9 protein-coding genes and 2 pseudogenes are annotated in these 15,461 nt (G+C 57.2%); 4 read left to right on the top strand and 7 right to left on the bottom strand.

Features of this window, described 5'->3' with window-relative positions:
* Positions 1–21 precede the first annotated feature (21 nt).
* The 3 genes from A4E19_13845 to A4E19_13835 are packed head-to-tail and all read left to right on the top strand — an operon-like array spanning position 22 to position 4,078.
* Positions 22–1,017, top strand: a complete 996-nt coding sequence (locus A4E19_13845; GenBank protein OQW37244.1) for a hypothetical protein — start codon at positions 22–24, stop codon at positions 1,015–1,017.
* Positions 1,014–3,140 (top strand): hypothetical protein, encoded by a 2,127-nt coding sequence (locus A4E19_13840; GenBank protein OQW37243.1) that lies wholly within the window; start codon positions 1,014–1,016, stop codon positions 3,138–3,140. Before A4E19_13845 ends, A4E19_13840 begins: the two co-directional genes overlap by 4 nt.
* Positions 3,137–4,078: a hypothetical protein gene (locus A4E19_13835; GenBank protein ID OQW37242.1), complete on the top strand. Its 942-nt coding sequence runs from the start codon at positions 3,137–3,139 to the stop codon at positions 4,076–4,078. The genes A4E19_13840 and A4E19_13835 overlap by 4 nt, the downstream gene beginning before the upstream one ends.
* 223 nt (positions 4,079–4,301) lie before the next feature.
* Here A4E19_13835 and A4E19_13830 read toward each other — a convergent pair.
* Both A4E19_13830 and A4E19_13825 read right to left on the bottom strand, forming a co-directional pair.
* Positions 4,302–6,251 (bottom strand): annotated as a pseudogene (locus A4E19_13830) (cell division protein FtsH).
* A 583-nt stretch (positions 6,252–6,834) separates the two neighbouring features.
* A complete protein-coding gene (locus A4E19_13825) occupies positions 6,835–7,842 on the bottom strand; it encodes a hypothetical protein (GenBank protein OQW37241.1) in 1,008 nt (335 codons plus the stop codon).
* A gap of 890 nt (positions 7,843–8,732) precedes the next feature.
* Here A4E19_13825 and A4E19_13820 point away from each other — a divergent pair.
* On the top strand, positions 8,733–9,407 hold the full coding sequence (locus A4E19_13820) for a hypothetical protein (GenBank protein ID OQW37240.1): 675 nt from the start codon (positions 8,733–8,735) through the stop codon (positions 9,405–9,407).
* A gap of 202 nt (positions 9,408–9,609) precedes the next feature.
* Here the strand turns inward: A4E19_13820 and A4E19_13815 are convergent, their stop codons facing one another.
* The 5 genes and pseudogenes from A4E19_13815 to A4E19_13795 all read right to left on the bottom strand — a co-directional run bounded on the left by A4E19_13815 (position 9,610) and on the right by A4E19_13795 (position 15,459).
* Positions 9,610–9,972, bottom strand: coding sequence for a hypothetical protein (locus A4E19_13815; protein ID OQW37239.1), 363 nt, complete (start codon positions 9,970–9,972; stop codon positions 9,610–9,612).
* A gap of 666 nt (positions 9,973–10,638) precedes the next feature.
* Complete coding sequence (locus tag A4E19_13810) at positions 10,639–12,120, bottom strand: hypothetical protein (protein ID OQW37238.1); 1,482 nt, start codon at positions 12,118–12,120, stop codon at positions 10,639–10,641.
* 107 nt (positions 12,121–12,227) lie between these two features.
* Positions 12,228–13,685: pseudogene (locus tag A4E19_13805) on the bottom strand (NADH dehydrogenase).
* Positions 13,682–13,894, bottom strand: a complete 213-nt coding sequence (locus A4E19_13800) for a hypothetical protein (GenBank protein OQW37237.1) — start codon at positions 13,892–13,894, stop codon at positions 13,682–13,684. The pseudogene A4E19_13805 and the gene A4E19_13800 overlap by 4 nt, the downstream one beginning before the upstream one ends.
* Positions 13,891–15,459 (bottom strand): NADH dehydrogenase, encoded by a 1,569-nt coding sequence (locus A4E19_13795; protein OQW37347.1) that lies wholly within the window; start codon positions 15,457–15,459, stop codon positions 13,891–13,893. The genes A4E19_13800 and A4E19_13795 overlap by 4 nt, the downstream gene beginning before the upstream one ends.
* Positions 15,460–15,461: the final 2 nt, after the last annotated feature.

Raw genomic sequence — 15,461 nt, 5'->3', positions numbered from 1 at the left:
GGCCGGAGGGGCGATGACGCCATGGGGTTGCCCGGCGGAGGAGACGAGTCTACGCGAGATCACGTCTATGACGCCATTGTCGTCGGAGGCGGTTTGGCCGGGTTATCGGCGGCCATCTATCTTGGCAGAAGTCGACGCGATACGTTGTTGATCCATTCGGGACACTCCATGGCCAAATGGGAACAGGATGTACAGAATTATCTGGGGTTTCCGGATGGGATCAGCGGAAACGACCTGCTTGCCAGAGGGCTTGCCCAAGCTCAACGCTTCGAGGTCGAGGTCGCGGATGATGAAATTCACGATCTGAAACGGAACCACGGGGGCATGTTGGAGCTCACGGGTGTCGCCAGGTGTTATATCGCCAAACGTGTGTTATTGGCCACCGGCCTCACGCATGTCCCCCCGGAGATCCCGGGGGTGAAAGACTGCCTGGGGAAAAGTCTGTTTTTCTGTAAAGACTGCGATGCATATCGTGTACAGGGCCGCAGCACCGTCATTATCGGACGGAACAATGAGGCGGCGGACTATGCGTTGAGTATGCTGTCGTTTTCTTCCAAGGTCGCGATCTGCACGAACGGGAAGCCACCGTGTTGGGACGAGGCGCATGCCGAATGGCTGGCGGAATACGGCGTTCCGGTCATGCAGCAGTCGATTCGATCGATTTCACACGACCGGGGACACGTCTCCGCTGTGACCTTGGACGACGGGCGGTCCCTGTCGGCGCAGGCGGTCTTTGCGACACGCGGCGACGTTTATCATCACGATTTGGCGGAACAGGTCGGCGCACGATTGGATGAAGAGGGACAGATCATCGTCGATCGGGACATGAGAACCTCCGTGCCGGGGCTGTATGCCGCCGGTTGTGTCACACCGGCCAACTGCCAAATGATCATCGCCGCCGGTCAGGGTGCGGCCGCCGGTCAAGCGATCAATCGCGATCTCTTCGAAGACAGCCTACGGCGGCATGTCCTTCCGCGTCACGGTCTGGCCGACTATGGGGCTCGATACGCATCATGAGCGATGCGACCGAAACGATTCGTCACAGGTTCGGAGTACGTGATGATGGCGACATGATGCCTCGTTGGCTCAAATGGATGGCGGTCGGCATGGTCGCCCTGGTCGCCCTCGTTCTTGCAGCCGCGTATTTCGCGGATGAGCCGCTTCGTCGATATGTGGAACAATCCGCCAATCGATCGATGGATGGGTACAGTCTCCACATCGGGACGCTCGATCTTCATCCGCTCACCCTTTCCGTGGATCTGCACGACGTCGTCGTACGGCAAAAGGCCCATCCGGACCCTCAGTTGCTGGATATTCCCAAACTGGTGATCGACGCGAGGATCGCTCCGCTGTTGACTGGAAAAGTGGCAGCCGACATTCATCTTCGTGATCCTGTCGTTTCCGTGACGCGACTCCAGATGGACACTGCAATCGCGCAGGGGAGGGAGAAATCCCCCGAGGCCGATCAAGCCGTGTGGCAGGATCAGGTCCGGGACATGGTTCCTTTTGAATCGGCGTTCTTCATTAAGAACGGTGCCGTGAGTTATGCGGGACATCCTGCCGCTGAACCGATTCATGTCACGGCGCTTGACGTTGTCGTGCGGCATGTCACCAATCGGCCGGAACAAAGTCTCGTGTACCCGGCGGAGATGCATGTCACCGCGAACCTATTGGACCATGCCGAGGTGGAGATAACCGGGCGTGCTGATCCATTTGCCAAACCGTTGCCCGCGGTGCAGGTCGGAATCCGAGCCGACCAATTGGAAATCGACAAAGCCCTGACTGCGGCCGGCCGGACAGACCTGCCCATCAAGTCGGGAAGCGTCTCGCTTGCCGGGCATATCGAATACGGTCCTTCCGAACGTGCCGTCACCATCGACAGTGTCCGCCTCATGCGTCCCGCGATCGAGTATGTGAACCAACCGGCTGCCGCGGGGACCGCGGCAGCCGGTGGTGATGCGGCCGCCGAGGTTCCGACATGGCAAAAGCAGATGCTTGCGCTGGTTCCCCTGTCCATTCGAGAGGCCGTCATAGACGACGGAACGGTCACCTATCGCCATGCATCCCAGGCCGACCCTATTCACCTCAGGGGGCTCACGGCGTCCGTGCATGATGTGCGCAACGTCGCGTCCAAAAAAGGAGAATATCCCTCCCGAGTACAAGGGCGCGTGCGGCTGGGTGAACAGGGACTCGTCGAGATCGACGGCCGAGGCGATCTCTTTGCGCAACCGACGCCGGCGATCGATGCTCGGGTTCGGCTCGATCGTCTTCGGCTTCGTGACGTCGCTCCCATTGCCAAAGCGTACAACGTGCACATCCACGACGGGCTGTTCAGAATGGAAGGTCAGGTGAAACACGACCGGGGGACCATGATCGCGTTGGAGTCGTTTCTGTTGGAGAAGGGAAAGGTCGACTATGTGTACAAGCCGGAAACGCAGGAGAAGCAGCGGCGCCAAGTTCGGCGCGGCGTGACCAAGGCCGCGAAGGCGCATCGAGATGCCTCCTTCGTGTTCCGGATGGGGCACGGAAAGATCCTCTCCAGTGAAGTCGGTTTCATCAACCGAACGACGGAACCCGACTATCGCATGTTTCTGGCCGACCTCAATGCCGACATGGACAATTTCAGCAATCGGCTCGAGGAAGGGACCGGTGTCGTGAAGGTGACGGGGAAATTCATGGGCAGCGGTCCGACGGTGATGACGGGGACCTTTCGTCCTGAAAAACCGCGTCCTGATTTCGACTTGGCCGTGACGATCATTCGGACGGATGTGACGGCACTCAACGAGGTTCTGCGTGCGTACGGCAATGTCGACACGCATCATGGAAAGTTTGCGTTGTTCAGCGAACTCACGGTTCACAACAACCGTATTGACGGGTACGTCAAGCCGTTGTTCCGAGATGTCGACGTCTACGATCCCGATAAAGACCAAGACAAGGCGTTGTCCCGCCAGATCTACAAGGCCGTCGTCGGAGGAGTGATGTCGTTATTGGAGAATCAGCCGCGTGACGAGGTCGCCACCAAAGCCGATATGTCCGGCGCGCTCGACAATCCGGAAGTCAGCACCTGGCAGATCATCGCCACGCTCGTTCAAAATGCATTCTTCAATGCCATTCTTCCCGGTTTTGCAGGCAACACATGAGTCGGACATCCGCGGAATCATCGCTCACGAGCCCGTCGCCGGCGTACAATCCCTGGAAGTTGGGCGACTTGCCCTTTAAGGAGCTGATCCGGCGATTATGGCACCAGATTCAAAAGGACGAACTGCTTGGCCGGGCCGCGCAGCTGTCTTACTACATCCTCTTGGCGTTGTTTCCCGCGCTGATCTTTCTCACCGCCTTGATGGGGTTCTTTTCCGTCGGGGAGTTCATGCCTCAGCTCATGGGGTATGCGAAGAATGTCCTTCCGGAAGATGCCCTGTCCATGGTGGAACGCTTCCTGACCCAGGTGGCTCAGGGCGCCGGAACGAACATCCTCTCGTTCGGCGTGTTGGCCACCCTCTGGTGGTCCTCCAGCGGCGTCGTCGCCATCATGGAGGCGTTGAACGTCGTGTACGACGTGAAGGAAGATTCGCGGCCGTTCTGGAAAGTCCGGCTCATTTCAATCGCGTTGACGCTGGCCTTGGCCGGGTTCGTCATGCTTTCGTTGACGCTCGTTCTGTACGGGCCCGGCATCGGGACATGGATCGCCGACTTTGTGGGATTGGGCCCGCTGTTTGTATTCGCCTGGAACGTGCTGCAGTGGCCGGTCGTGGTCCTGCTCATGTTGTTCGTGGTCGGCGTGCTGTACTACTTCTGTCCCGACATCGATCAAGACTGGAGATGGGTCTCTCCGGGTTCGGCATTTGCCGTGTTTATGTGGCTGGTCGTGTCGCTCGGTTTCAAATTGTACGTCGATAATTTCGGCGACTACAACAAGGTATATGGCTCCATCGCCGGAGTGGTCGTCCTGATGCTGTGGCTTTATTGGAGCGGGATGGTCCTTCTCGTCGGCGGTGAAATCAACGCGGAGATCGAACATGCGGCCACCGAGCGACAGCAGGGTGCCGGCGAAACGACGGATGATCGACAAGCCGCTTGATGAATTTCTAGTTTCGCGTTCCAATTTAGGCCGCTATCGAAGAACCATCCAGCGATGGTGGGTGGGTGGATGATGACAGAGGGTCAAGATACCGACAGCCTGACCGTGAGAAACCGCCTGGACGCTGGTCCCGCTAGTCGTTTGAGTGTGACGAAGAAGACGGAAAAGCTCGAACTGCCTCTGTACTTGCTGCAAGTGAAGCAGACGCGGCCAATATTCCGCTGTCCAATGGGCGAGCGGGCGGGAGTCCGGTCACTTCGAGGATCTCCACCTCATTGAGCGTCTCACGAGCCAGTAAGGCGTCGGCCAGCGCATCAAGCTGTTTCCGATGCGCCGTGAGCAGTTCCTTGGCCTGCTCATGGCTCTCATGAAGGATCTTCAGCACTTCGCCATCGATCGCTTTGGCGGTCTCCTCGCTGAATGGTTTCGCTCCCATGTATCCAGGTGACCCATTTAAATAAGGGTTGTCTTTGGGCGCCAGCTGCACCAGACCGAGTCGGTCACTCATGCCCCATCGCGTGACCATCCGACGCGCCAAGTCGGTCGCTTGCTCGATGTCGTTCTCGGCTCCTGTCGTTTTGGTTCCGTAGACAATTTCCTCGGCCGCTCGCCCGCCCAGCATGCCGATGATCCTGGCGCGAAGATAGGGTTCGGGATAGTTGTAACGGTCGCTCTCGGGTCGCTGATAGGTCACGCCGAGGGCTTGACCCCGAGGAACGATGGAGACTCGGTTCACCGGATCAGCGCCGGGCACGACCAGGCCCAGGATGGCGTGGCCTCCTTCGTGAAAGGCGATTCGCTTGCGGTCGGCTTGGCTCAGGAGAATAGGCCGCTCGGGGCCGAGCACGATTTTCTCAAGCGCATCGAGAAAGTCTTTGTGACGGACCTCTTGTTGTCCGCGCCGTGCAGCCAGCAGCGCCGCCTCGTTGACGAGGTTCCTGATGTCGGCTCCTGAAAAGCCTGGTGTCGCGGCCGCGAGGTCGCCGAGGATCGCGTCATCGGCGAGCGGCACATTCCTGGTGTGGACTTTGAGAATGGCCTCACGTCCCGCCTTATCCGGCAGATTGACCACGATCCGGCGGTCGAAGCGGCCGGGACGTAACAGCGCTTTGTCCAGCACGTCCGGCTGATTCGTCGCGGCCAAGACGATGATGCCTTCGCGGCTCGAGAAGCCGTCCATTTCAGTGAGAATTTGATTCAGCGTCTGCTCTTGCTCACTCGAGCCGCCGATCGCCATGTGCCCACGGGCCCGGCCAATGGCATCGAGCTCGTCGATAAAAATAATCGCCGGCGCATGTTCGCGCGCCTCCTTGAAGAGGTCCCGTACCCGGGCCGCCCCCACGCCGACGATCATTTCGACGAACTCCGCCGCGCTCATGGAGAAAAACGGAACCCCCGCCTCTCCTGCGACCGCTTTGGCCAGCAGCGTCTTCCCCGTGCCGGGCGCGCCGACGAGGAGCACGCCTTTCGGGGCGGTGCCGCCAAGCCGCGTGTACTTGGCCGTGTCCTTGAGGAAGTCCACGATTTCGACCAGCTCGTTCTCGGCCTCGTCAATGCCCGCCACGTCGTCAAATCTGACCTTGGTTTCCTTTTCCTGGTCATAGCGGCGGGCCTTGCTCTTTCCGATGCCCATCATCCCCCCGCTCATCAAGCCACTGCCCTGCTGCGCCGCTCGCCGAAAGAGCCAGATATAAAAGCCAATGAAGAGAAGGGCCGGGCCAAAACTGAACAGCAACGTAAGGAAAGAGTTGGCTTGCTCTTGGATCGGCTTCGCGCTGATCTCCACTCTATTTTTGATCAAAAACGCTTCGAGGCCATCGTCCACGAAGGCCGGCAGGATGGTCCGAAAGTGTGTCGTCATGGCCGAGGGGGTCGTAGGAGTCGGCCGATTTTGATTCCCCCCGGCCTGTCGTTGATTCGAAGGCGTCGCGCCCTTGTCCTCCGTCGACGGGTAGGCCACCGGGGTGATGAAGCGGCCGGTAATGGTCTCCCCTTCGCTGTAAATCGCGCCGACGTTTCCGCTCCCTACCTGGTTTTTGAAGAACGTGTAGGGCACGGTGGTGGGTTCTTCGGGACCGGGCAGGAAAAGCCGGACGATAAAGTAATTTACGACCAAGAGGGCTAAGAACCAGATCCATGTGCGCCGCGGAGGCATCGGGGTCTGATCGGCCATATCGTTGGTTTTCGGTTGCCCCGTCTGTTCCTTGAGACGTTCGTTCGGCCAAGCATTCCCTCGGTGGGTCGTCTTTAGTCCTGCCATTATGGCCACTTCTCTCCCGGCGCTTTTGTAGCGGACCTTTTCCCCATCAGCAGTTCAAACTCAACCATGTGTGCTGCGTTGTACGAAGCCAGTAGGAAGAGACAGCTTATCCCTCATCGCCAGGACGCATGGCGTATCAATGACAATCATCCACAGCACATCAATCATGACGTTATTGTATGTGAATCTTTCCCGAGCTAGGCCTGGGAGATGTCATAGCACCACAATGGCATCGACGCGGTACAGTCCGTAAGAGAAGCATAGGCATGAGCGAGTTGCCAATCTTGACCTCGGTGGATAACGGACGATTCTTGAGATGTATGATCAGCTGTTTACGCTTCAATGGGGAGTAGGCTCGTGGAGATGATTCGGGAGATCGCCGCCGCCGATGTTCAAAACCACTGCAATATGTTCAGAGGCTGACCTCCGAATGATCGGTGTCGAAACGAAACGGTAATCGGAGCGGCCCTCTAGGAGCCGCTCCGATATGGCCCCCTCATTCCTCTGGAACCACGAGGGCGAGGTTGGTCTCTTTCAGCTTCGACTCCACCATGCGTTGTTCCTGCCCGTCCTCCTTGCGAATGGTCAACCACTCTTTTACCTTTTGGCGCTTTTCCACGACCGGCACTTCTTTCATCATCGTTACTTCGATGCTCTGTGGAGCAAACGTTCCATTCGGCACACCGCCGGCCATCTCTGTATGCGGCGTCCGTTCGATCACGATCACTTCATCACGGAGTTGCACCGTCTCGCGCGCATTCCGCTCGGTCGGTTGAATGGAGATCCGCACTTTTTCCGACGGGACCTCCCGCTTGTCGATGACCAGACGCTGTTTGACCTCCGCGAACGTGAACGGATACGTCACGGACTGGGCCGACGGCAGCATGAGCGGCGCGGAGAGCCCTGCGGATGAGCCTTTCAACTCGCGACCGACCGGGGTGATGTCGGCAGAAGCGATGCTTTGCGGCTCACGCGTCACTTCCGCTTTGGTACCCTTGAGCGTGTCTTCCACCGTCTGGTTCCGGACGACCTCTTGCTTTCGAACCGTGACCATATTCGTCATGACCGGTTGGATGGTGGCCGTCGGAATTTCCGTCATCGCCGTCACTTCGAATGTCTTCGGCTGGAATGAGTAATCCGTGATCGACTGATCGCCTTCCCGGACGGGAATGCGTTCCACGACGACCTGTTCTCGTTTCACCGGTACAGATTCCGTCACCGGGGTTTCCACCGGGTTGATCATGATGCGGACCCTATTGCCTTCCACCTTCTTGGTGCTGACCTGCATCTCTTCTTCGACGATCGGGATCCGCGATGGCACCTCACCTGAGGCGGCAGTCGGTGGAAGAGGGGAGTTCTGTCGTTGAGTCTTACGCTCCGTTGTTTTTGTATCGTTCGGAGGGGCGGCAGCCGTCACAGTAGTGGTGACGGTCTTGGTTCGTTCGGCTTGGGCAACGGTGCTTTGACAACCTGACCAGGTAAGAAATGCGAGAGACGAAATCATAACAATTGACCGCTCCATGATGTAGATCCTCCTCTTTGTGGACAACAACAATACAGAAATACAGTGAATGGACAAACTAACTAGAAGAGAGCAAGCATTATGCATGCCCTCATGAAATACTACAGCGCAACCCTTCTCGACTCACCAAGACCACATGGCGACTAGGACTGAATTCGATTCATCGATAAGATGAGTATGAGTCGGGGATGTCTTCACAGCCCGTCGCCTTTAGATCTCTACAGACGCCGTGTTCCCCGCCCACCTGTTTGTACTCGCTGTATGGATTCCTTTTCGCGTGCTCTACGCTGTAAAAGGTACAGGAAGACGTCATCATTAAAAACGCAGGGAGGGCGAAGAACAAAAGAACAGCGGTAAACGTTCGGCCATCGTTAGGACACATTATTGGTTCCTGTTAGTTTGCTTACGACTATGTATCTGCAAAATGTTTTCCAATCTGAGTTCTATCTCTTCTATCGATGTGCTGTGCATGGGTCTATCGGCTTATGCAGAATCCACCGTTGAGGACCGAACAGTTGTATGACCCGTGGTAGTCACATTCACCGGTTTCGCCTAGGCCATTACATGATATGTCGATCGCATCAAATGGGCTCTTCCGGGAGAATGACCGTAGACACCTTATGCCCCCGCCGACAGTTTGTCTCACACTGTTTCCTCGGTGAAGAACCATGTATCGCGAAGGTGGAGCGATACAAAGGCGTATAACGTCGCTAGGCAAGTGATCATAAGGGCACATCCGTTGCAGACCACATGATATGTGCAGGTGGGCTGGTCATGAAGGAGAAGGTGCCTGGGAAAGGTCAAGGATGCGGTGCGGTATTCATGGGTACGAGGAAAGCAAAAGTTGCAGCGTAAAGTAGCCTGAGAATGTCATGTTCCATCGCACGGTCATGTCACGGTACGGCCATGGATTCATCGCGCTGTTCTTGTCCTGTGCATTGTACGGGGAGCCTTTCGCATCTACGAATGGAGAGGAAGGCTCTCCACGGGAACGCATCATCCCGATATTGGGAGTGACGATCTCAGGCGGCGGTCAACCGATCGGAACGGTGACCAGTCTCACGCTCACGTTTCAAGAACGAACGGATCACAGGGGATTGATGGTCTCGTTCCTCCGTGGACCGGGCAAGCTGTCGCCGATGGCTCAGACGTCGATTCAGCAAGCCATTTACCGCGCAGCCAGCGCAGCCGGTCTTTCCACCGACGCCTGGACCGTGACGATAGCCGTGCCCCAGCCTGTCACCATCTACGGCGACAGTTTGTCCGCGATGGTGGGTCTCACCGTGACGGCTCTCGCCAAGCATGATTCAATCATGGATGATCGTATCATCACCGGCGGCATAGCGCCGGACGGACATATCAGCAAGACCGGCGGTCTCTCGTATAAGCTTGCGGCCGCGAACGCGGCGCACATCCGCCGGGTCCTGGTGCCGGATGTGCTTGATCCGGAGGAAGCGGAATGGCAAACACCGTTTCTCATGCACGTGAGCCCCGTCGAGTCCGTGCAGCAGGCCTACCAAGTGCTCACCGGAAATCCCATTCAATAGTTACCGACGTCCGCCGCTCGATTTCCGAACGCTGTTCAAGACGCTGTTCAAGGCGCACTCTGGTGCTTGGGGAGACAGGTTGTCCCCGCCTCCCGTCATCCCATGTCATCTGCTTCCCATGTGCTTCCCGGGGGGATCAAGTCTATAGAGACTTACATGATCACGAGAGACTTGCATGATCACGATCCAGTCCGGCGATGTGTCATCCACCGCAGGTGATCTTCATCGACTCGATGTCATCGCTCATGTTCAATTTGCTCAGATCATTGACACGCCTATTCGGCTTTAATACCAGTTCGGTTCCTTTGAAATCCTTATCCGGATAGGCCGTGATCTCCGCGTTGGGACCGACGACGATGCTTTCAATCTCGTTATTCCAATTTCGTCCGCTATAATCCTTGAGGTTTGCGATCTGAGTGGGGCCTTGGATGATGACATGCGGATCATCTTTATCAAAATCGGTATCCTCGAAGATCTCGGCGTAACAAGCCTTGTCCACTGTCTTCACCTCGACGTCTGCGGCGGCATAGGCGGACATGGCACCCACACCAAGCAATCCTGCCATCAAGAACAGTAGCCTTATCATAGTGACCTCCTTAATGAGTGACGCGCGCCCATCGCGCGACACGCACCTAAAAAGTGCAAAGGCTATACCCGGCTCTTGCGTGAGAACGACATTGCCGTTGCTTCAGCTACCGGACATTCCGATATTCCTGCCTTCGCAAGTTTCCAACCTCTTCAGCGAGGGTCATCGTGCTGATGGCATTACCGAGAAAGACGGGACTAGGACTGTTGCTGCTAATGGGATCATCAGGCGCATTCTCCACTGATCCTCTCTGTACGATGGACAATAACGACAGGTCGGTTGTGCGCCAAGGCCAAGGTGCGCGGCATCGTCATTTCGGGATAAACATCGACCCGATGCCGGCGCGCCGCTGGAGGGGAAGGGGGGCTCAAATGAAAGAGAAAGTCGGGGAGATTGATTGGTCGCGTTGCACCACAGACCTCTATAATAAACGGGCTCCGTCCTCTTTCAAGGACGGAGCCTTCGAACATGCAATTTTTACATTATGCGGTGATAGCGTTTCCGCTATGTGTTCACAATGTTTCCATTGCTTGTTCTGGTCATACGATATCGCGTTCACACGTCAGCCGGTACTCGGATAATCCCTAACACTTGCGCGCGGTGCGGAGACGGTGTAACCAAATTCACGCACCCGAACCCGGAGGCCTAGAACCTCGCATGGAGAGTCGAGCCCATCAAATCCTCGATGATGATCCGTATGAGATCGATCAATGGACCCGGATAGCCTCCCAGCCAGAGAAGCATCGATGCAATCATGCCCAATGAGAGCGCGGTTGCCCAGTTGCCGTGAATCGGTTGCTTTGAAGGGGCCCTGCCTTCCATGGTCGTCTCCACGGTGGAGCGGTCGAACATGGTCGCGATCAAGTGCAAATAGTAGTAAACCCCGATGGCGCTGTTGGCGATCAGAAGCAAGACCAGCAGCCACAAATCGGCACGGACCCCCGCCGCGATCGCATAAAATTTCCCGAAGAATCCGGCCGTGATCGGAATGCCCGCCAGCGACAAAAGCGACAGCATGAATGTGACGGACAACCACGGTCGCGACCAAAATAATCCGCGATAGTCCTCGAACCGGTCGGCGTCTCGCCGGGCCGTCGATTGAGCCGTCACCACGCCGAAGGCTCCCAAGGTCATCGTGACATAGGCGATGACGTAGAATGTCACGGCTTCGGCGGCGAACGGTCCTCCCGCGAGGAGCGCCACCAGCAGATATCCAAAATGCGCGATGGACGAGTAGGCCAGCAGTCGTTTGACGTTCTGTTGCAGCAGCGCCAAGATGTTGCCCCCGAGCATGGACGCGACCGCGAGGCACGCGAAGAAGGTACCGAGAGCCGGTGTTTCAAGAATCCGCAGATCGGTGACAAAGCGAAGCAAAAGTCCCACGACCGCTGCTTTCGACACGGTGGCCACATAGGCGGTGATGGGCGCCGGCGCGCCTTGATACACGTCCGGGATCCAGAGATGGAACGGAACGAGTCCGAGCTTGAAACCGATCCCGACCATCACGAGGATGAAGCCTCCCAGCCAAAGCGGCTTCGTGCCGGTTGTGGCGGTGCTCAGTTCGGCAAAGACCATCGTGCCGGTTTGAAAGTACAGCAGCGCCATGCCGAACAGGAGGAAGGCCGAAGCCGTCGATGACAGCAAGAGATACTTGAGCGATGCTTCAAGAGGAGCGCGACGTGTCCGCAAATAGCCGATCAAACCGTATAGGGAGACGCTGACCAGCTCCAATCCCAGGAAAAATGAAACGAAGTGTACGGAGGCGGTCAAAACAAGGGCGCCCAACGTGGCGACCAGCACAAGGAGATAGAATTCCTCGCACTCCTCGTGATCTTCCACGTGCAGCATCCAATAGCGATAGGACAGCAGAACAATGACGAGTGTCGCGGTGAGCACGAGCCCCATATACAGCAAAGCATAGCTGTCCAGTCGCAGCAGCGTCGTCACGGTTCGAGGCGAGACGGATGCCGCCAGTGGAAGTGTGCCGAGGGTGATCACGGTACCGACGGCGGCAAGCGCGGCGATGGTCGCGTGGCGTCTGTGTATGGCGATTCCCAGCATGGTGATGATGCAAAGAGCGCCAAGGGCGAGGATAGGGGAGAGTGCGAACAGGTCTGAGACCGTCATCGTGCGCTCGCATCAAAAAGAGGTGGAGAAGGAGGCTGCAGCAAAGGCGAAAGATCGATGATCGACCGCATCGAAGCCGCGTCGGGTGCAGACGTTTCGAAGTGATGAAGAAACTGCACGCTCGATTCGGTCGCCGAAAATATGACCGAGGGATACCAGCCCAGCCAGATCAGAATGACCATCATGACAATCAGTACGGCAAAAGGACCGCCTGAGACATCTGGGAACTGCCGATCGATTCGGAGAGGCCCATGAAATATTCGCCGGATGAGGGCCAGCGAATAGATCGCTCCGGTCACCATGCCTGTGGACGCCAATGCTGTCCACAGCGGGTATCTCTCGAACGACCCTAGAAGGACCATAAATTCCCCGATGAAATTGGCCAGCCCCGGAAGGCCGAGGGAGGCAATGGCAAAAAAGAGCCCGATGGACGATAGACGGGGCGCCGACGCCCACAGCCCTCCCATGTGACGCATATCCCGCGTATGAAGCCGCTCCTCAACAATACCGGCCAGCATGAACAGAGCCGATGAGCTGACTCCGTATGCAATGAGTTGCATTACCGCGCCTTGGAGCGCCAGATCAGACATTGCAAAAATGCCCATCAGCACAAATCCGAGATGGCTGATGCTGCTGTAGGCAACCAGTCGTTTGAAATTGGTCTGAGCGAACGCGAGGACGGATCCATAGAGGATGCTTAACGCACCGAGAATGATCGCTACAGGGGCTGCGCCCTCTGCTGCCTCCGGGAAAAGGGGGAGAACGAAACGCAACAAACCATAGGCCGCCGGTATTTCCAGCACTCCGGCAAGCAGGATGCTGGCGCCGGTCGGTGCTTCAGCATACGCGTCCGGGGCCCATGTATGAAACGGCACGATCGGAAGTTTCACGGCGAAAGCTAGAAAGAAGCCCAGCATGAGCCACCATCCGGTTGAAGGTGCGGTGGTGAGAGCAAGGAGGTCGTGGTAGTCGAAGCTCGGCGCTCCCGTGGCGTCTTGATACAACACGGCCATCGTTACGGCCGCAACGAGCAATACCAGGCTTCCGGCTTGCGTGAAGAGGAAAAACTTGAAGGAGGCATAGCGGCGATTCTCATGTCCCCAGACGGCGATGATGAGATACATCGGCAGGAGCATGACCTCCCAAAAAAGAAAAAAGAGGAACAGGTCCAAGGCCAGGAACACGCCGATGACACCGCTCAGGACCAGCAGCAGGTTTAAATAAAAAAAGCCTTGTCGTTCTTGAATCTCCGTCCAGGAAGACACCACGGCCACGATGCCGATCACATTCGTCAGGACGATGAAGACGAAACTGAGGCCGTCCAAACCGAGATGCAGATCGATCCCCCATTGAGGGATCCATGGCGTATGGCTGTCCAACATCCATTGTCCCTCGAGCGCGCCGGGCGGAACTGGATAATGAAGCCAGGCGATCAAGGTCAGCGCGCCGTCCATCATAAAGGCGCAGACGGCTATCCACACCGTCACGAGGGGGGACCGGCGCGACGCCCACCATGCGAGCGGAGCCGCGAGCAAGGGGATGATGATAAGCAGCCACAGTATCATCGAGGTTGGAATCCAATAACGAGTACAAGAAGCAGGATCAAGGCTCTCACAGCCGGCGACAATGTACTCAAGGGAACGACAATACTCGTCACGGCGAGTGTTGCGATGGTGGCCTGGCGCCTGGGAGCGGCGGTTTCCAGTATGGTGACGACGCCGAGAGTTCCCATTGCGGGAATCGGAAAATGCGTGAAGAGGTCCGTCGCCGTCATGGTGCGCTCACATGTGAAAAATGTGGGATGGGCTGGAACATCTCACTCGTCAAACAGGTCTTCGACCGTGATGAAGCTGCGTTGGGCGCCGTGGGTTCAAGATAATGGAAAGATTGCAATGTCGATTTCGTCGCTGAAAACAAGGGCATGGGATACAAGCCAAGCCAGACCAACAGCGCCATCATGGACACCAGGACGGCGAAGGGAGCTCCGGACAGATCCTGTAAGTCCCGATCGACACGGAGGGGCCCGTGGAACGTTCGCTGAATGAGCGCCAGTGAGTAAACCGCGGCGGTCACCATACCGGTGGCGGCCAATGCCGTCAGCAGCGGATGCGGGCCGAACGATCCGAAAAGGACGAGGAATTCACCGACAAAATTTCCCAATCCCGGCAAACCGAGGGAGGCGATGGCGAAAAAGAGGGCGATGGACGCGAGCCGCGGAACCGACCCCCACAGGCCGCCCATGCGGCGCATATCCCGCGTGTGGAGCCGTTCCTGAAGCGCGCCCGCCAGCATGAACAACGCGGCTGAGCTCACCCCATGCGCGACGAGTTGCATCACCGCACCTTGGAGAGCCAGGCTCGTCATGGCAAAGATCCCGATCAAGGCAAACCCCAGATGACTGATGCTGCTGTATGCGACGAGCCGTTTATAATCCGTCTGAGCAAACGCCAAGAGCGCTCCATACAGTATTCCTACTGCTCCCAATGCCATGGCGATCGGGGCAAATGCATGTGCGGCGTCGGGAAACAGCGGAATGGTGAAACGCAATAACCCGTACGCGCCGGTTTTCAACAAGAGTCCCGCCAGGATGACGCTGCCGCCGGTGGGCGCTTCCGTGTGGGCATCGGGAAGCCACGTATGGATCGGTACGATCGGAAGCTTCACGGCAAAACCCACGAAGAAGGCCAACATGAGCCACCAGGCAGTGGAAGGTGTGATGGGAAGCACGAGCAAATCGTGGTAGTCAAAGCTCGGCACTCCCGTGGCGTCCTGATGAAGCAAGGCTAATGTGGCGATCGCAACGAGCAACACAAGGCTTCCGGCTTGCGTGAAGAGGAAAAACTTGAAGGAGGCATAGCGGCGATTCTCATGTCCCCAGACGGCGATGATGAGATACATCGGCAGGAGCATGACCTCCCAAAAAAGAAAAAAGAGGAACAGGTCCAAGGCCAGGAACACGCCGATGACACCGCTCAGGACCAGCAGCAGGTTGAAATAAAAAAAGCCTTGTCGTTCTTGAATCTCCGTCCAAGAAGACACAACCGCCACGACGCCGAGCACGGTCGTCAAGAGAATGAGGACGAAACTGAGGCCGTCCAGGCCAAGATGCAGATCGATTCCCCATTGAGGAATCCAAGGTGTATGGCTGTCGAGGATCCATTGTCCCGGATCGGAGGTTGACGGGTCCCGATGCCGGATCCAGACGGTCGAAGACACGATGCCATCGATTGCGAATGCGCCGATCGCTATCCATCGAGCGAGGAGGGGCGAAGAGCGCGCCGCCCACCAGGCGAACGGAGCCGCGAGCAACGGAATCAGAATGAGCAGCCACAGCAACATCG

The organism is Nitrospira sp. SG-bin1 (assembly GCA_002083365.1).
Taxonomy (GTDB): domain Bacteria; phylum Nitrospirota; class Nitrospiria; order Nitrospirales; family Nitrospiraceae; genus Nitrospira_D.
The sequence above is the reverse complement of the archived record's forward strand: the minus strand, read 5'-3'. Positions and strand labels throughout refer to the sequence as shown.